18 protein-coding genes are annotated in these 17,646 nt (G+C 33.3%); 12 read left to right on the forward strand and 6 right to left on the reverse strand.

Features of this window, described 5'->3' with window-relative positions; all coding sequences use genetic code 11:
* The first annotated feature begins 150 nt into the window (after positions 1–150).
* From JS40_RS12170 to JS40_RS12225, 12 genes are all read left to right on the forward strand, one after another.
* Positions 151–495: a single-stranded DNA-binding protein gene (locus tag JS40_RS12170; protein ID WP_026813265.1), complete on the forward strand. Its 345-nt coding sequence runs from the start codon at positions 151–153 to the stop codon at positions 493–495.
* Positions 496–573: 78 nt separating this feature from the next.
* Positions 574–954 carry a DUF6876 family protein gene (locus tag JS40_RS12175; protein ID WP_034260967.1) on the forward strand — a complete coding sequence of 127 codons (381 nt, stop codon included), beginning with the start codon at positions 574–576 and terminating at the stop codon, positions 952–954.
* An 11-nt stretch (positions 955–965) separates the two neighbouring features.
* A complete protein-coding gene (locus JS40_RS12180) occupies positions 966–1,163 on the forward strand; it encodes a hypothetical protein (RefSeq protein ID WP_034260969.1) in 198 nt (65 codons plus the stop codon).
* A 431-nt stretch (positions 1,164–1,594) separates the two neighbouring features.
* Entirely contained in the window at positions 1,595–1,975 is a 381-nt protein-coding gene (locus JS40_RS12185) for a BfmA/BtgA family mobilization protein (RefSeq protein ID WP_034260971.1), read from the forward strand.
* A gap of 11 nt (positions 1,976–1,986) precedes the next feature.
* The gene (gene mobB / locus JS40_RS12190; protein ID WP_034260973.1) at positions 1,987–3,018 is read left to right on the forward strand and encodes a MobB family relaxase; all 1,032 of its coding nucleotides are present in this window, start codon (positions 1,987–1,989) and stop codon (positions 3,016–3,018) included.
* 5 nt (positions 3,019–3,023) lie between these two features.
* Positions 3,024–4,604, forward strand: a complete 1,581-nt coding sequence (locus tag JS40_RS12195) for a type IV secretory system conjugative DNA transfer family protein (RefSeq protein WP_034262467.1) — start codon at positions 3,024–3,026, stop codon at positions 4,602–4,604.
* A 113-nt stretch (positions 4,605–4,717) separates the two neighbouring features.
* Complete coding sequence (locus JS40_RS12200) at positions 4,718–4,918, forward strand: helix-turn-helix domain-containing protein (protein ID WP_034260975.1); 201 nt, start codon at positions 4,718–4,720, stop codon at positions 4,916–4,918.
* Positions 4,915–6,951 (forward strand): DNA methyltransferase, encoded by a 2,037-nt coding sequence (locus JS40_RS12205; RefSeq protein ID WP_034260977.1) that lies wholly within the window; start codon positions 4,915–4,917, stop codon positions 6,949–6,951. Before JS40_RS12200 ends, JS40_RS12205 begins: the two co-directional genes overlap by 4 nt.
* A 2-nt stretch (positions 6,952–6,953) precedes the next feature.
* Positions 6,954–9,521, forward strand: coding sequence for a DEAD/DEAH box helicase family protein (locus tag JS40_RS12210; protein ID WP_034260979.1), 2,568 nt, complete (start codon positions 6,954–6,956; stop codon positions 9,519–9,521).
* Positions 9,522–9,697: 176 nt separating this feature from the next.
* Positions 9,698–11,710 (forward strand): PHP domain-containing protein, encoded by a 2,013-nt coding sequence (locus JS40_RS12215; protein WP_034260981.1) that lies wholly within the window; start codon positions 9,698–9,700, stop codon positions 11,708–11,710.
* Entirely contained in the window at positions 11,691–11,987 is a 297-nt protein-coding gene (locus tag JS40_RS12220; RefSeq protein WP_034260983.1) for a hypothetical protein, read from the forward strand. Before JS40_RS12215 ends, JS40_RS12220 begins: the two co-directional genes overlap by 20 nt.
* Before the next feature lie 2 nt (positions 11,988–11,989).
* A complete protein-coding gene (locus JS40_RS12225) occupies positions 11,990–13,360 on the forward strand; it encodes an RNA-binding domain-containing protein (protein WP_034260985.1) in 1,371 nt (456 codons plus the stop codon).
* Positions 13,361–13,368: 8 nt separating this feature from the next.
* On the opposite strand, the gene JS40_RS12230 is transcribed toward JS40_RS12225, so the two are convergent.
* From JS40_RS12230 to JS40_RS12255, 6 genes are read right to left on the reverse strand one after another with little or no spacing between them, the layout of a single operon-like run.
* Entirely contained in the window at positions 13,369–13,740 is a 372-nt protein-coding gene (locus tag JS40_RS12230; RefSeq protein ID WP_034260987.1) for a hypothetical protein, read from the reverse strand.
* 7 nt (positions 13,741–13,747) lie between these two features.
* On the reverse strand, positions 13,748–14,605 hold the full coding sequence (locus tag JS40_RS12235; protein WP_034260989.1) for a DUF4138 domain-containing protein: 858 nt from the start codon (positions 14,603–14,605) through the stop codon (positions 13,748–13,750).
* 31 nt (positions 14,606–14,636) lie between these two features.
* Positions 14,637–15,566 carry a conjugative transposon protein TraM gene (gene traM / locus JS40_RS12240; RefSeq protein WP_034260991.1) on the reverse strand — a complete coding sequence of 310 codons (930 nt, stop codon included), beginning with the start codon at positions 15,564–15,566 and terminating at the stop codon, positions 14,637–14,639.
* A 31-nt stretch (positions 15,567–15,597) separates the two neighbouring features.
* Positions 15,598–16,212: a conjugal transfer protein TraK gene (locus tag JS40_RS12245; RefSeq protein WP_034260993.1), complete on the reverse strand. Its 615-nt coding sequence runs from the start codon at positions 16,210–16,212 to the stop codon at positions 15,598–15,600.
* Positions 16,213–16,223: 11 nt separating this feature from the next.
* Positions 16,224–17,066, reverse strand: coding sequence for a hypothetical protein (locus tag JS40_RS12250; protein ID WP_034260995.1), 843 nt, complete (start codon positions 17,064–17,066; stop codon positions 16,224–16,226).
* A 2-nt stretch (positions 17,067–17,068) separates the two neighbouring features.
* Positions 17,069–17,638 (reverse strand): hypothetical protein, encoded by a 570-nt coding sequence (locus JS40_RS12255; protein ID WP_034260996.1) that lies wholly within the window; start codon positions 17,636–17,638, stop codon positions 17,069–17,071.
* Positions 17,639–17,646: the final 8 nt, after the last annotated feature.

Genomic DNA, 17,646 nt, shown 5'->3' on the forward strand with positions numbered 1-17,646 from the left:
TTATCCCAAAAAGTCTGGACAAAACCCACTCTATCCATTGTGCGGTGCACAGAAGAAAAGAACAAACACCCCTTAAAATTTAATTCAGTTTAAATCAAATAGGGGAAATATAAACCAGTCTGTAACAAAGCAGGCACAAATCTTTTTATTATGAGTACTATTAAAAATCACGTACAGTTAATTGGAAACGTTGGACAAGAGCCAACCATTACGAACCTTGAAAGCGGAAAGAAAGTAGCCCGTTTTTCATTAGCAACAAATGAGTATTACAAGGACAAAGAAGGCAACAAGCAAACGGACACGAATTGGCATACCGTAGTAGCTTGGGGCAAAACTGCCGAAATTGTAGAGAAGTATGTTGTTAAAGGCAAAGAAGTTGGAATATCGGGAAAGCTTAAAACCCGAAGTTATACAAATGATGATAACGAACAACGCTATGTTACGGAAGTTGTAGCCGATGAAATTCTATTACTTGGAAGCAAAGACGACAAGTAAATCTTAAAATGAAAGAGGGCGTAACAGTCGAAAGATGCGCCCTCTTTTTCATTATTCACACTTTAAATAAAATGTACAATGAAAGCACAAGTTAACGAAATTAAGGAAGGATTGCAACATTTTCACGGAACGGAAATGTTCTATCAAATCCCATTATTAAGAACACGTTTTACAGACGGACTAAAATATCTTGCCAATATAGCAGATTGTTTTTGGTTAATCACGGACACTTCCGTAATTGCAAAAAGTCTGATGAGCCGAAGTGAATTTATTACCATTGACTTCAAAAGATTGCCCGAAGAAAAACAAGATTATTCTGGTTATGAAGCTGAAATAATTTACAGCGATGGCAATGATAATATTCTAGAAAAACACGGCTATCGGGTTACCGATTTTCCACTTGATGAACTGCGGTTGTTTTTTGTAAATGGCACGCTGATGTTGCCAAGCGAATACTAAATTTTGAAGCTATGATGTATATTAAATTTCAAGATTTGAGTATGGAAAAACAAGAGGAACTTTTTCAGGTTTCTAGAGAACACGTCATATATCTTTTTGGAGAATCTATTCAGAAATATGTTGACGAAACTGGAGCAGATTATGATAAATTGATAGACGAAGAAATGATTAAAAATCTATACACTTACAACTTCGTTTTTAATATCTAATTTCCTAAAGTTAGTTTTTAAGCACCTCTAAAGTTTAGGGGTGTTTTTGTATGCAATTTATATCAAGTCAATAAAAAAACGTATCTTTATATCGCTGGAAATACAGCACACAAATTAAAGTAAGGTTATCCACTTTTCGACTTTCGCCGATAACCGTACACATCGAAATATAACATATCGGAAAATTATTTTCCTAAAATGGCAATCGGTTTTTTAACCAGATTGGATGGATTTTTGTCACGCTTGCGCGTGACGAAAAGGAATAGCAAGAGGGTAACACGCTGCGCGATGTTTCGGATTCCTTTTCGTTTTCAAATAGCTGATTATCAGCGACTTGAATATATTTTAATTTCCTGACAATCAACGATTTGCGACAAACGGGCTGGAAACGCCCATTTTTAGGGAAAATTTTGCGACAAATCGGCGAAATTATGGACTCATTTATCGGAATCAGATTTAAAAAGGAAACTGCAAAGCGTTTCCAAACTTTCTCACGTACTTACTTCAAATCGCATACCGAGGCAATGGCAACGATGCTCGATTTTTTCTTTTACAATGAAATCTCACCAAAGGAAAAACTAGGTCCGACAGGGCGAACTATTGAAGCCAAACTTTTAAAAAGAATCAATGCGGTAATTGCCATAATGCGAGACGTAGAAAAGACACAAACGAAACCTACGGTGGCGATGATTCAATCACTTTTTGAAACCGAAGAACCAACTAAAAAACCGCTAATCGTAGAAAAGAAATATGCTGAAGAAAAGAAGGAAGTCCGTTTTCGCGAAAAGCAAAACTCAAGCAATCAACTATAACTTTTTGAACTATGTATATCACAATCACAGCTCAAAAGTTAGGCGGTAATTATTCCCAAAGTTCAGCAGATTTTGTAGGCTATTTAGAGAAAGAAAATGAAGGTTTAGAAACGCGAGATATGGAACACTTTTTTAATCAATATGGCGATGAAATTTCCGCAGAGGAAGTGGTAAAAGAAATTGATGGAAACACAGCAAAATTGAAAAAGAAAGAACCTAAATTTTATTCCATTACGGTCAGCCCATCGAAGTATGAATTGAAGCGATTACAGAACAATCGGGAAGATTTAAAAACCTACACCAAAGATATAATGAAAGATTATGTCACATCATTCAATCGGGAAATAAACGGACGACCCATAACAATAGATGACATTAAATATTATGCTAAAATTGAACAGCAACGAACCTTTAAGGGAACAGATTTTCAGATAAAAGAAAACCAACCTTTCGCTACAAAAATATTGCAGCTAAAAACGGACATCCGAAATATTGAAGCAGGAAGAGCTGAAGGAAATATTAAAAAAATGAAAAGAGAAATTACTAAATTAGAAGGACAAGCACCACACCAACTAAACAGAAAACGGATAGTCCAAGGAATGGCAAAAGATGGAAACCAAAGTCACATTCATATTATCGTGAGCAGAAAAGATGCTTCAAATTCAATCAGTCTTTCCCCAGGAAGTAAACACAAAGCTTCGGAAGTTGAAATGCACGGTAAAAATGTAAAACGAGGTTTTGATAGAGACAAATTTTTCGAGAAAGCAGAAAAGACTTTTGACAAGACATTTGGCTACAAACGTAACTTTGCAGAAACCTATAAAGCACGAAAAGATTTTGTCAAGAATCCCAACTTATATTTTGCTGCCTTAATGAAATTACCAGCTAATGAAAAAGCGTTGGCATTTAAAATGATTACAAAAACAGGATTGCCAATCATTCCAAGTATTCCAGTAAGTCAGGCACAAATTGCACTTCGAGTTTTCAAAAGATTAAGACGTGGCGCAGAAGTGGCCATAAAATCAAGTTCCATCGGAATATGATGAATATGCAAATAGATAATCTCATAACGATACTTTCAATTATTGGTTTAGCCAGTACTGTTTTCTATGCGTTTTTTCGGGTAAGTAGATATGCGTTTCTTTTGAATTTTATATTGCTTTCAATTTTTGTGTTCTATATTTCTGAGGGAAACGAATTAGTATCGCTATTACTCTATTTGGTTTGTCCTCTACTATTAATTAATACAGGACTATATGTATTTCTGCATAAAACTGAAAATGTACAAAACGGAAATACCAAGTACCAAGTCAATTTTGCTACAAACAAAGGGAACTTCAAATTAGATAATATTAAACGTGGAGCATCCGTCATAGGTTCTGCGGGAAGTGGTAAGACAGAAAGTGTGGTTTATGGATTTCTAAAACATTTTCAGAAAGAGAGCTTTTGCGGAATTATTCACGATTACAAAGATTTTGAACTAACCGAAATGGCATATCCACTTTTCAAGGATAGTAATATTCCGTTTAAGGTTATTTCCTTCGATAAAATTATACATCGCGTAAATCCTATTGCGCCACGCTATTTAGAGAACGAGGAAAGCGTAAACGAGGTGTCTCGAGTTTTAATTGAAAACCTTTTGGAACAAAGGGAATCGGGAACTACAGGAACGACAAAATTCTTTAACGATGCAGCTGAAGGTTTGATTGGTGGATTGATTTGGAAATTAAAAACCGACTACCCTAAATATTGTACACTACCGCATTTGATAGCGATTTACCAACACCTCGATACAGATAGCCTAATTCAATTTTTGGAAACCAACACCACATCAAGAGCGATGGCAGATGCATTTATCAGCGGTAAGGATTCTGAAAGGCAGACCGCAGGTGTTAAAAGTACGTTGGCAAATGCGTTGAAACGAATTAGCACACAACGGATTTTTATGGCTTTATCAGCAGATGAAGTGCCGCTTAATATAAATGATTCTAAAAACCCTTGTGTTATTTCGATTGTTAATAATCCAAAATTTGAGACTTCGTATTCGCCTGTAATCGCAACAATTATTCATACAATTACAAAACAAATGAGTGTTCGGAATTCTAAACCGTCGTTCTTGCTGATGGAAGAAGCACCGACCATTCGTTTGTTGAATATGCATCGTATTCCAGCTACATTGAGAAGCTATAATATCTCTACAATTTACGTGATGCAGGATAAAATTCAAAACGATATGATGTATGGCGATAAAGCGAGCAAAGCTATTTTAAGCAATCTTTCCTACCAGTTTTTCGGAAAGGTAAATGACCCGGACACCGCAAAATATTACGAACGCTTTTTTGAAATCATTAAAGACCCAACCAAGAGTATCAGTCGGGGACATAACCTCGATTTTGACACAAGAGTTACTACAGGCGAAAAAGAAATCCCAAAGATTCGGGCGGACGTATTTTTCAGATTGAAACAGGGCGAGTTTATCACGTATGCTGATGGTAGAGATAAGAAGGTGCAGTTTAAGTTAGCAGATATTCAAAGGGAACTTCCTAATGAAACTAATCCGTTTTCTAAAGCTGATTTAGAAGCTAATTTTGAACGGGTTTATGATGAGGCGCGGTCTATATTTAAGTAAAACAATTCGCGCCTTGCCAATTATATATTATTCATATGATAATTTTAATACTCATTTAGTGAGTATATTGAAAATGTTCTTTACTTTAGTGAACTGAATTAAAAAAATTCAAAATGAACCGAATAAAAGAGGTTTTGGAACAGAAAGGAATAAAACAAATCTGGTTGGCAGAACAATTGGGAAAGAGTTACAATATGGTGCACTCTTATGCTCAAAACAAAAGACAACCGAGTTTAGAAGACCTGTACAAAATTGCAGAAATTTTAAATGTGCAAGTCAAAGAATTACTAATTGAAAGAACGACCAATAAATGAAACTATACGAAGCATTAGAAAAACAACTCAAAACCGAAAACAATTTTGTTTCCGACAATGGAGAATTAAAAAAATGGGTTGTAATCAGTAAAGCACAGAATTTTGATGTTGGACTTTTAGAATTATTGCTTGATAATAAAGAATTGAAAGAAAAATTCTTTTTGGATATAAAAGGAACTTTAGTTTTTGACCAAAACTTGTTTATCCAATTTTTAGAACAAAAAAATTATTCAAACGATAGTTACACGAAATACAGAATAAAAGTAGGTCTTACAATAGATGGTAAATTCCTAAAACAAAGAAACGAAGTTTCTTTAGTTTGGCCATTCAAGGATTGTATCTTGGAAGGTGGTCAAAGTAAAGAGGAAGATAAGCGAGAAGAAATCTTTTTTAATGAAATTCTAGCTCAAGATGAAATCACACAATTACTAGAACCAAAAATTTTAACTAACGCTAAAACCTTCAATGAAGAAGGCGAACATACTTTCAAAAGTTTTACGAGAAATGCTGAACTAAATAAAAAAAGAGAACTTCCAGAAAACACGATTACTGACAACCTCATAATTAAAGGCAATAATTTATTAGCTCTAAATACAATAGAGCAAGAATTTTCTGAAAGAATAAAGCTTATTTACATTGACCCACCTTACAATACTGGAAGTGATTCATTTAAATATAATGACTCTTTTACTCATTCTAGTTGGCTTACGTTTATGTACAATCGATTTAAGTCCGCAAAAAAACTGTTACATAAATCGGGTGTGATTTTTGTTCAAATCAATGACCATAATAAAACCAACCTAAAAATAATGATGGATGAAATTTTTGGTGTTGAAAATTTCATAAACCTTATTTCTGTTAGAACAAAATCACCATCTGGCTTTAAAACTGTGAATTTAGGACTATTTGAAACCGCAGAATATATATTAATGTATGGAGTTTCAAAAAATGATTTTAATTATAATTTACAATATGTGGATTCTGGATATGATACAAATTATACAGGCTACATTACCAATATAAAAGAACAGCCAGAAAAATGGATTATAGATGATATTAGAAAAATCATTTGTCGTGAAGAAGGAATTGACCCAGACACAACACATCATCCATATAGTAAAGTTCAAAAGAAAATAGGAGAAGGCGTATACATTCAAAAATTAAGTGATTTCGCATTAAAAAATTCAAATTCCGTTTTTCGTCTTACTGCTATTGGAGACGATGCTGGAAAAGATACTCTTGATATAAAAAAGAAGTCCAAAAAAAATAATGAAAAAGTATTTGAGGTTAAGAGAGAAAATAATGATTCTCGATTTTTATTAAACGGTCAAGAAATTGCTTTTTATTCGAAAAAAATTAAAAATATTGATGGTGTAGAAACACCTACTACTCTACTAACAAATATATGGACTGATATTGCTTATGAAGGAATTGCGTCAGAAGGTGGAGTTACCTTAAAAAAAGGGAAAAAACCCGAAAAATTATTGAGAAGAATTATCGAAATGTCAACCAATGAAAATGATATAGTTTTAGATTATCATTTAGGAAGCGGAACGACAGCTGGAGTTGCTCATAAATTAGGAAGACAGTATGTTGGAATTGAACAACTCGATTATGGCAAAAATGACAGCACAATCAGACTACAAAATGTTATTAATGGAGACCAATCAGGTATTTCAAAAGCTATTAATTGGAAAAGCGGAGGTTCATATACATATTTCGAGCTTAAAAAATATAATCAAAAATTCATAGAACAAATTGAAGAAGCAAAAGACAATAAAACCTTATTGCAGATTTGGGAACAAATGAAAGCTAAATCATTCCTCAATTACAATTTAGATATTCAGAAACAAGAAGAACATATTGATGAACTTAAAGAATTAGATTTAAAACAACAAAAAGAACATTTAATAGAGTTATTGGATAAAAATCAATTGTATGTAAACTTATCTTCAATTGATGATAAAGATTTTCAAGTTGATAAAAATGAGAGAACAGTAACCAAAGATTTTTACCAAATTAAAAAGGATTAAATATGGCATTTCTATATAACATATTCGATAATCCCTTTGCACGTAAGGCACTTGAACAAGTGAATGTTCCAAATTATATCACAGATAATTTAAAATATTCTATTAGACCATATCAAGAAGAATCCTTTAGAAGATACATCTATTCTGACATTGAGGATTTTGATGGTAAGCCTAACAAACCTTATCACCTTCTTTACAATATGGCAACAGGTAGTGGGAAAACATTAGTTATGGCTGGACTTATTCTATACCTATATGAAAAAGGTTATCGAAATTTCCTCTTCTTTGTAAATTCTAATAATATCATTAATAAAACAAAAGATAACTTCTTAAATCCTCAATCGTCTAAATATTTATTTGCGAATAAAATAGTAGTTAATAGTAAAGAGGTTTTTGTAAAAGAGGTTCAAAATTTTGACGAAGCTGACAACCAAAACATTAATATAAATTTTGTTTCAATTCAAAAGTTAACATCTGGTTTATTTACTAATGTCAAAGAAAACGGAATAAGCTTTGAAGATTTCGAAAACAGAAAAACAGTTCTTATTTCAGATGAAGCACATCATAATAATGCAGAAGTTTGGGGAGAAATAGTAGACAGAATTCATAAAACAAATTTTGAAAATATCCTTTTAGAATTTACAGCTACTTTAGATTATGATAGTCAAGCCATAGTTGAAAAATATCAAGACAAGGTCATTCATAAATACGACCTTGCACAGTTTAGAATTGATAAATACTCTAAAGAAATTAATTTAATAAGGTCTTTATATGATGAACGTGAACGAATAATCCAAGCATTGATATTGAACTTATATCGTCAAGAATTAGCAAATTCAAAAGGAATTAACTTAAAACCAGTAATTCTATTTAAAGCGAAAAAGACAATTAAAGAATCGGAGCAAAACAAAGTCAATTTTCATAAATTGATTGAGGGTTTTTCGGTTTCAATGGTTAAGAACATTCAAGAAACTTCAACTGTTCAAATCATTCAAAAAGCATTTTCATTTTTTGAATCCCAGAATATAACATTAAATGAAATTTCTAAAAGAATAAAATCAAACTTCAAAGAAGAAAATTGTTTAAGTGCTAATGAATCAAATTCTAAAGACAAAAAAAGCTTATTAGAAGGCAAAAAAAGTGATGAATTATTAAATACTTTAGAAAATGTAAACAATCCAATTAGAGCTGTTTTTGCAGTTCAAAAACTAAATGAAGGTTGGGATGTTTTAAATCTATTTGATATAGTTCGATTATATGAAGGTCAGAATACTGGTGGTTCAAATACTAAAATTGGGAAAACAACACTTTCGGAAGCTCAATTGATTGGTAGAGGTGCTAGGTATTTTCCTTTTACACTAGAGGAAGGACAAGATAAATATAAACGAAAGTATGATGATGACACTACAAATGATTTAAAGGCATTAGAAGAATTGTATTATCATACTAAAGAAGATAATCGATACATTTCTGAATTGAAAAAAGCTTTAGTAGAATCTGGAATTTATGAAGACGATGACAAACTGGAAACTAAACAACTAACTTTAAAGTTAGGATTTAAAGAAACAGATTTCTACAAAACAGGAAAAGTAATATTTAATAAGAAAGTACCAAAGAGCTATAACAATGTAAAATCTTTCTCTGATTTAGGTGTTTCAAAACGAAATTTCGCTTTCACTCTATCATCTGGTATTGGAGTAATGTCAATTGCTTTCGAAAAAGAAGAAAAAGAGAGTAAAACTGAAAAAATAGAGCAAAAAGACATCGCAATTTCTGCAATTCCAAAACACATAACAAGATATGCTCTTGCTCAAAATCCGTTTTATTATTTTTCAAATATTATAAGGTATTTTCCTAAAACTGAATCTCTATCTAATTTAATTGAAAACCCAAATTATTTAGGTGGTTTAGAAATTACCTTTAACGGCTCAAAAAAAAGACTATCAAAGATTTCTAATCGTGATTACTTGTTAGCAGTTCAAGGTTTATTACAAACTATTGAATCTGAAATTAAATCAAATCTTACGGAATATGAAGGCTCTGAATATTTCAACAAATATGTACACGAAGTATTTAAAGACAAAGAAATAAAAGTTTATAAAGATAGTGAACGAGCAGATGGTCAAGAAGGCTTGGTTGCTAATGAACCTTGGTATGTTTACAATGCAAATTATGGAACTAGTGAAGAAAAAGAGTTTGTGAAAATGTTCGCTAGACGTTTCGAAAATTTAGAAAAATCCTTTGAAAATATTTACTTGATTCGTAATGAAAGAGAAATCAAAATCATTGATAAAATGGGCAGAGCTTTTGAGCCAGATTTCGTTCTATTTTGTAAACAAAAAGCAGGGAATGAATTGACTTATCAAGTATTCATTGAGCCGAAAGGAAACCATTTGAAAGCTCACGATAAATGGAAAGAAGACTTCTTAAAAGAGATTAGAGAAGATAAAACGACAATAGAAATTGACTCTGATAAATATTTGATAACAGGCGTTCCATTTTATAATAACGAAAATGAAAATGAATTTAAGGAAACATTGGAAAATACATTAAATGAAGCCAATGCATAATGTCCAGGTAAGTTTCAAATTGAAGAAGTCATCGCACTTTATCTAAATGTTTAACTTGTCTCATTAGTTATAATAATAATTAAAAAACTTGTTAGTGATTAGCTAAAAGGGTAATCCTTGTGTTTGCATATGAAGCTAATAAAATACTCTTGACGGTAATTTAAAAATAGTAAGAATTGAAGAAAATAGACCTACACATTCACACCGTACAATCTATCAGCGATAGGAATTTCATTTTCCATTTAGAATCTTTAAAGGAATATGTAAACAAACTTGAAATTGATTGTATTGCCATTACCAATCACAACTTGTTCGATAAAACTCAGTTCGAACAAATTTGCCAAGCGCTCAATATAAAAATTTTCCCAGGGATAGAAATTGATTTAGAAGGTGGTCATTTACTTTTAATTTCAGAAAATGAAAATCTTGATGATTTCGCGCAAAAATGTCAAAAAGTCCAAAAACTCATTCCAACAAAAGATGATTCGATTAGCTACGAACAACTAACAGAAGTTTTTCTGAACTTAAAAGATTATCTGTTAATCCCACATTATGATAAAAAACCAAATATCAAACCTGAGACTTTAAAAAAATTAGGGAATAATATTTTTGCAGGCGAAGTAACAAGTTTAAGAAAGTTCAAAACCTGCATTAAAGAAGCCGATAAATTAACACCAGTAATATTTAGTGATTGTCGGTTCGTCGAAAATATGACATTATATCCAACCAAACAAACTTTCATTGATGTTGAAGAAAACACACTTAATGCTATTAAAGGTTGCTTATATGACAAAGCAAAAGTTTTTCTTTCTAAAGATGACGGAAACGACTTTTTTCAAGCAACCGATGATGGGATAATCTTATCAACAGGATTGAATGTTATCGTTGGCGGACGTTCTTCAGGGAAAACATATACACTTGATAAAATCTGTCAGAACTTTGATAATGTCAAATATTTACGACAGTTTTCTCTGCTTCAAAATGATAAAGAAAACTTCAAAAAATTAGTTACTACAAGACATAGTTTAATAACCGAAAACTATTTGAAGGAGTTTAAAGATGTTGTATTAGATGTAAATGATATCGACTTAAAATCCAATGAAGTTTCCCTCGAAAAATATTTGAGTTCTTTAAAGAAGTATGCTACTGAAAGTGATAGTTTAGACACGTTTTCCAAATGTAAATTATACAACGAAACAAAGTTTACATTGGACAGCTTAAATAACATTAAAAAATTGATTTCTGCAACTGAAACTTTGATAGAAGCCAATGAATATAAAACAATCGTCAACAAGCATATTAGCGATGAAATTTTGAAAAGCTTAATTGTTGACTTAATTGAAAAGCATAATGAGCTTTACCAAACTAACTTAAAAAAGGAATGGACAAATAGTCTAATTGAGACCATAAAAGAAAATTTGAGATTTCGCTCAACCACTACATCAATTGAAGAGGTTGATTTCTTACAAATTCAATTAGAGAAAATCAAAGTCCAGAAATTTAGGAATTTAGTAAAGAAAGTCCAAACCGAAAAGATAATAGACAGTAAGGAAATAAGGGGCTTTAAAGTCTTAGCAAAAACAAAAAAATATACTGGAGCAAGTCAATTAAAAAATAAAAGCAAAAGTAAATTAAGCTTTAGCGAGGCTTTCAACAATTATGATAATCCCTATGAGTTTTTAATTTCATTACAAAACATCGGAATTGAGGAAACTGAATATTATAAATACTTCGTGGCGATAGATTATAGAACTTTAAACAAACACGGTTACGAGGTTTCTGGTGGGGAGCGTTCTGAATTTAACCTGCTACACGAAATTAGTGATGCTTTAAAGCACGATTTGCTATTAATTGACGAACCTGAATCGTCATTTGATAATATTTTTCTTAAAAATGAAGTAAATGAGCTAATCAAACAAATTTCAACAGAAATTCCAGTAATTGTGGTAACACATAACAGTACGATAGGCGCGTCAATTAATCCGAATCATTTAGTTTTTACTCAAAAATTAGTCGATTCTGGTAATGTGGAATATAAGGTGTTTTTCGGACATCCGACAAGTAAGACATTGAAAAGTGTTGATGGAAAAATAATAAAAAATTTAGAGGTACTTCTAAACTGTCTCGAAGCAGGAGCGGAAGCATATAATCAAAGAAATACTGTAAGCTATGAAATACTTAAAGATTGAAGATAACAAGGCATTTTTTAGAAAGGATAAGACACAACCTGAAAATTGGAACGAAATTGATAAAATAGAAAAAGAGGATTTGATGAAGCTTTTAGATTTTGCGACAGAAGATGATTTTGAAATGGATGTTTATGACGAAGATGTTTTAGCCAATAAAGCACATCAAATAATTTATAAAAGCATTTACGAGAAGCTAAACATATTTCTGACTAACAAGGACAGATTTAAAGACCAAACCGAAAATGTTTACAAGGAAGCATTAGAAAAGTACCAATAAAAATGACCGAAACAAACCGCATAGAATATAAACGAGAATTGTCCGATGGACTCGAAAAAGAGGTCATTGCTTTCTTGAACTACCGTGAAGGTGGCATTATTCATATCGGCATCGATAAGGATGGAAATACTTACGGATTGGCAGATGCTGATGGCGACCAGTTAAAGATTAAGGATAGGTTAAAAAACAACATCCGCCCTTCCGCCCTTGGTCTGTTTGATATTGTGAGTGAGGAAAGGGACGGCAAGAACATTCTGAAAATCATAGTGGCCAGCGGTCCAGAAAAACCATATCATCTTAAAAAATACGGGATGAGCGAAAAGGGTTGTTTTATTCGCTTGGGTTCAGCGGCTGAACCGATGCCCCAAAAAATGATAGATGAGCTGTTTGCTAAACGTACCCGAAATTCCATCAGCAAGATTAAAGCAGGACGGCAGGATTTAGGCTTCGGACAGCTAAAAATTTACTACGAAGAATCTGGGTACACCCTTGGTAAAGCTTTTGCAAAGAACTTGGAACTACTTACGGAAGATGGTGCTTTTAATTATGCCGGCTATCTTTTGGCAGACAAAAATAACACTTCAATTAAAGTCGCCAAATATTCAGGCATAACCAGAACAGACTTAATAGAAAGCAACGAATATGGTCACGAATGTTTAGTTAAGGCTACTAAACAAGTGATAGATAAAATTGCGGTCGAGAACAGAACAACCACAAAAATCACATCAAAAGAAAGACAACAAGCCAACCTTTGGCATCCCATCGCCTTGCGAGAAGCCATCATTAATGCGTTTGTGCATAATGACTATACCAATGAGATTACCCCAAAGTTTGAGATTTTTACCGATAGAATCGAAATCACATCAGCTGGTGGTCTTCCGGAAGGATTGAGCAAGCAAGAATTTTTTGAAGGCTTTTCAGTTCCACGAAATAAGGAACTGATGCGAATTTTTAAAGATTTAGAACTGGTTGAACAATTAGGTTCTGGCATCCCTCGTATTTTAGAACACTATGGAAAAGAGAGTTTTAGTTTTTCCGATAACTTTCTTAGAATGACTTTTATTGCTAAAGAAGTTGCTGATGAATCTACTATTAGAGAAGATCGTCAAAAAGGTGGTGTAACAGGTGGTGCAATGGGTGGTGTAACAGGTGGTGCAATAGATGCTATAGATATACTTACTAAAAGACAAAAAGAAGTACTTAAACTAATTGCAACCAATACTACTATTACTTATACTGAAATAGCTGAAGCTTTAGGCATCAATGAATCCCCTGTGGGCAAACATATAAATGCGCTCAAAACCAAAGGGTTTATAAAACGCCACGGTGGCACACAAGGTTATTGGGAAATTAATCTCGAAAAAAATCAGTAAGTATCCTTTTAAAAAGGCGATTTATCCTTTGAGCCTCTCGCATCCGCCAACCATTTGCCATTTTGCTTAACCAGTTTAAAAAGACCCGGTGTCTTATCATAGGCTGTAGTATATTTTACCCAAGCCACGTCACCCATTATCGTATCCTGCAAAACTGTAAAGTTTGAATCATCCTTTACCGTCGCATTGAACATATTTATAGTATTCATATAATTAGAATATGCCTGTGGTGTTGAGTTGGCTTTTAAAGCTTCCTCATCTTTTTCATAAAAGCTTTCGATGACGATTTGGGCTGTGGCACTTGGTCCCGAAATTTTAGTATCAGAATCGGCACAAGAAAGGAACAGCAGTACGAGCGAGAAAACGACAATTTTTTTCATAATATTCTTAATTTGGGTTATTGATATATCTATGTGATATTTTCAGTTCAATGTTTCGTTCGCCATCCTTTTCATTCAATTCTAAAATCGCCCTACGGTCATTAGATAATGAAAATTTGGGCAATACATAAACGAAGCGCACAGTTTCACTTTCTGCAATTTTTGAAGGCAGATTGTGTTTGTACGTTGGTTCTTGATACAGGCGTTGCAACGATTTTCTTTTCCCTTTTTGTCTTGTTTCAATCGAAAGGTTTAAGAAATTCAAATCGTAATCCAAAGTAGAATTATTCTCAATCTGGATAACGAAGTAGAGTTCTTCCTTATCAAAAACTATATTCTCAACACTCAAAATAATGCCTTCGTTTCGCTTCTTGATTCGACCAATATGCTGATTTCTATTAAGAAGATAAGAACAGAATTTTTGGTAATAATACGTTCTGTTATCTATATTATCTTTAACAATTACAGTCTGAATAGAATCAATTACTAATGGTTTTTCATTTCCAATACTATTTGATAAAGGAATGAAGTAATTGAGCTTAGACAGTTGCTTTTTATACCTTACAATATACGAAAAAATTGAACCATTTCTATTGACTACCAGTAGATTACTTTCTTTTCCAGGCTTTGCCTGAAGTAATCCAAAGTATTGTTCTTTCTCACGATTGTAGGTAAAAACAAAATTATCCGAACCAGTTATACCCTGACGTATAGGTTCTGGGAAAAATAGCGCAACATTTTTAGTGTCGTTTGCATAAATAGTGTCGAGGACTGTGTTTGTTTGCGTTGTAGCTTGTGCCCAGCACAATCGAGGTGCGATAGCGGACATAATTATAAGAGCTGAAATAATGATATGCTTTTTCATAAGAGTGCGTTTTTAAATGCCCATTATGGGCTCATAATTTTGGTTTTAGAATTAATCTGTAATTATTTAGTACGGTTACTTTTATGTTTCGATTGTTACGCCTAAACACCTTTGTAATTCCGCCTACTTGTGGAACGGTAGGAATATTGATATCGCTAACAATATCGTCTATAACTTCGGTGGTAGCTTCTGCTCGAAAATTGTTTTGTACATAGATGCCCTCACTACCATCCGATAAATCGAAGGCTTTGAGTTTGGTGGGATGATGCTTTATATTTTCAATTTCAATTAAAGCCCGATTGGGCTGAAAGCTTATAAATCCAAAAACTGGTGTGTTCTTTGGCATCAATTTGTTATTGATTGTTGCAGCTTTGGTAAGACGCATTCGCAATCTGGTATTTGCTTTCACAATTTGGTCGCCATCGACAACCACATAAATGGTTTCATCTGTATTGCCAATAATCGAAACTTCGTTTGGTTTCGGCGAAGCAGCAAAGAACAGTTGATGTTCCAAGCCCAATTCTTTAGCTTCTATTTTTTGTTCTCTTTTGATATCGGCTGAGTCAATTTGCTGTGCAGTATTTTGAGTGATTTTCTTTTGCCCAAAGCTTTGGTATCGCTTTTCGGAATATTGAATTTTGCCAGCCTGGTAAATACTATCTACGATACGTTTCTTTTCCTGTTCTGGTAAATCAGGATTATAAAGACCAGTTGAATCCAAAAATTTTTCATCGTAGATACTTGGTGCATTATTTTCACGCACTTCTTTTAAATCATTGATAGCATCTAGTTTAGAATCATACTCTTTTTGGTTTTCATCTAAATCTGGCACTAAAGTCTGTTCAAGATTTTCATTTTCACTTTTATCATCGCCCATAACCATCATAGAATAGGAAATTAGGAATATGAAAATCACGACCAATACCGCTGCAAATACTATTTTATTCTTTTCTACTTTCATAATCGTGGTTTTTTAATTGCCGATTATCGGCTCAATTTTCATCGTTTAATTTTTTTAAGGTGTTCTCGAAATAGTTTGTAATCAATAATCCGTGTGGATTGTTTGGAAAATTTCTATCAACTGATATTAAGTTTCCACTAGAAATAAGTTCGTAGGTGTCTATTATTGAACCACGATTGATTTCAAAAATGGTAACGGTTCTAAAGACATACGTTCCGTTTTGTTCTTCGATTTGTGAGTTTGTGCTCAGCACCTTCTGAACGAGCGAGTATTGAAGTAATCTGTTATAGACACCATCAGCCTTTTTCTGGCGATATAAATTGTCTACAGAACTATTCCCTAGCCAAAGTGCCTTTTCAAGATTCCGTTCGTAATTACTCGCATCGATGTTATAGAAGTAGTTATGAAATAGGTCTAAATGTGCCAAAGCTTCAACCTTAAAATTCTCTTTTTGGGTAACGAGTTTCAGCGGAATAATACTGCCATCAGTATTAATAGCAAAAGCGCTATTGAGTGCTTTTTGATTTGTGCTGAATGCCATCCAAAGTGAAAAGATGCTAGATAGCATTGCAAAAATGACAACTGCCAGAACGATAAATCGGTTCAGTTTTAAGACGGCATAGATGTTTTTATAAGGTGTTTTCATTTTCATTGGAATTAACTGGTAAACAATCTGAGCGTGAACGATGTGGCGCGTTTGTATAATTTGAATTTTAGGAAGACAATAAAAAATACCGACCCTAACTGAACCACAGGTGCAAAAAAGCCCTGGCCAACATCTGTACCAAAAAGGTTAGTCCAGAAATTAGTGTTGATTTCAGTATAGAGCGCATTTACAAATACATTGACCAAAAAGAAGGCAGGCACCAACATATACACCGCAGCATATAACTTAAAAAACGTGTAGGCAAGCGAACGAAATTTTTCAAAAACCGCTAGACTAATTACCAAAGGAAAAAAGGCTTGCATTATACCCAATAAGAAGTAGCGTTCCGCAAGGAATAGTGGGTAGATGAACAAATCCAAAATCCAAAGAAAAAGGCTAACGATAAATGCAAATATTTTGAATCCGTAGAGTGGTGTTACCAATGCTTCATATAAGAGCGTCATAGCAGCTTGCGCTACCTCGATGATACTTACATCTTCTTCAATAGGAATATCTTGCATCTGCAACGGTAATAAAGCAGGTGCTGTACCACGATATTGCGCTTCTATCGAAACCAAGATACTATCGAAAAAGCCTAATACTTGTGTCGAGAATATGACTAGAACAACAATTGCAAAATTCTTCATCAATTCCCCAGGACTCAATCCCCAAGTATAGCCATCCTTATCTGCAACACCTTCATTATACTTTTTAAGGATATTAATTAAAAAGAACAGAACAGCAAGCGTTTTCATTCCGGCAATAGTGTATTGCGAGAAGCTGCTGTTCTGTATGGTTTGAAACACCGCATCGATGTATTCCAGTCCAATCCCTAAAAGTATGGTTGCGGTCATTTTTAATATTCCGTTTCTCTGTTATTTACTTTATCCTGCATTTTTCTGAAGGAAATAATATCCTTGTAGCGTTTCGTTTTTGTCTGAATATTGGAAACCATTTCTTTCGATTCCAATTCTTTTTCTTTTAAAACTTCCGCACGTTCAGCATCGGTCATTTTTAGATTATCGCTAGATAGTATTTCGCCCATAAAGTCAACGGCGTCCAATGAGTTTTGAACTATCGCATCAAAGGATTGTGCAACCCGAGTAACTTCCTCTGGTTTGATGTAAGGCGAGTTCAGGATGTCTTGTAAATCATTCTGCATTACATTGATAAGGCGCTGATTGTTTTGTGCTATTTCTTGAACCGCTCTAAGTTGTTGTACCACACTTGATACTTTCTCGATGCTCTCTTTTGCATCTTTTAAAAATTTTACAGACTTAATCATTTGAGCTGTCTGTTTACCAGATTCTACAAGTTGTTTTATCAAACTGACAAAATTGGTATTGTCATAAGTTGGCATTCCCTGGGCTTTAATATTTAAGCTAAACAGTAATGCGATTGCGAGTACTAAGATTTTTGTTTTCATTGTTTTTA

It is taken from the genome of Altibacter lentus, assembly GCF_000746845.1.
GTDB classification, from domain to species: Bacteria; Bacteroidota; Bacteroidia; order Flavobacteriales; family Flavobacteriaceae; genus Altibacter; species Altibacter lentus.

Coding starts and splice junctions, on each gene's coding strand:
- JS40_RS12170 (WP_026813265.1), top strand. CDS start 151: ATGAGTACTATTAAAAATCACGTACAGTTAATTGGAAACGTTGGACAA.
- JS40_RS12175 (WP_034260967.1), top strand. CDS start 574: ATGAAAGCACAAGTTAACGAAATTAAGGAAGGATTGCAACATTTTCAC.
- JS40_RS12180 (WP_034260969.1), top strand. CDS start 966: ATGATGTATATTAAATTTCAAGATTTGAGTATGGAAAAACAAGAGGAA.
- JS40_RS12185 (WP_034260971.1), top strand. CDS start 1,595: ATGGACTCATTTATCGGAATCAGATTTAAAAAGGAAACTGCAAAGCGT.
- mobB (WP_034260973.1), top strand. CDS start 1,987: ATGTATATCACAATCACAGCTCAAAAGTTAGGCGGTAATTATTCCCAA.
- JS40_RS12195 (WP_034262467.1), top strand. CDS start 3,024: ATGCAAATAGATAATCTCATAACGATACTTTCAATTATTGGTTTAGCC.
- JS40_RS12200 (WP_034260975.1), top strand. CDS start 4,718: ATGAACCGAATAAAAGAGGTTTTGGAACAGAAAGGAATAAAACAAATC.
- JS40_RS12205 (WP_034260977.1), top strand. CDS start 4,915: ATGAAACTATACGAAGCATTAGAAAAACAACTCAAAACCGAAAACAAT.
- JS40_RS12210 (WP_034260979.1), top strand. CDS start 6,954: ATGGCATTTCTATATAACATATTCGATAATCCCTTTGCACGTAAGGCA.
- JS40_RS12220 (WP_034260983.1), top strand. CDS start 11,691: ATGAAATACTTAAAGATTGAAGATAACAAGGCATTTTTTAGAAAGGAT.
- JS40_RS12225 (WP_034260985.1), top strand. CDS start 11,990: ATGACCGAAACAAACCGCATAGAATATAAACGAGAATTGTCCGATGGA.
- JS40_RS12230 (WP_034260987.1), bottom strand. CDS start 13,740: ATGAAAAAAATTGTCGTTTTCTCGCTCGTACTGCTGTTCCTTTCTTGT.
- JS40_RS12235 (WP_034260989.1), bottom strand. CDS start 14,605: ATGAAAAAGCATATCATTATTTCAGCTCTTATAATTATGTCCGCTATC.
- traM (WP_034260991.1), bottom strand. CDS start 15,566: ATGAAAGTAGAAAAGAATAAAATAGTATTTGCAGCGGTATTGGTCGTG.
- JS40_RS12245 (WP_034260993.1), bottom strand. CDS start 16,212: ATGAAAACACCTTATAAAAACATCTATGCCGTCTTAAAACTGAACCGA.
- JS40_RS12250 (WP_034260995.1), bottom strand. CDS start 17,066: ATGACCGCAACCATACTTTTAGGGATTGGACTGGAATACATCGATGCG.
- JS40_RS12255 (WP_034260996.1), bottom strand. CDS start 17,638: ATGAAAACAAAAATCTTAGTACTCGCAATCGCATTACTGTTTAGCTTA.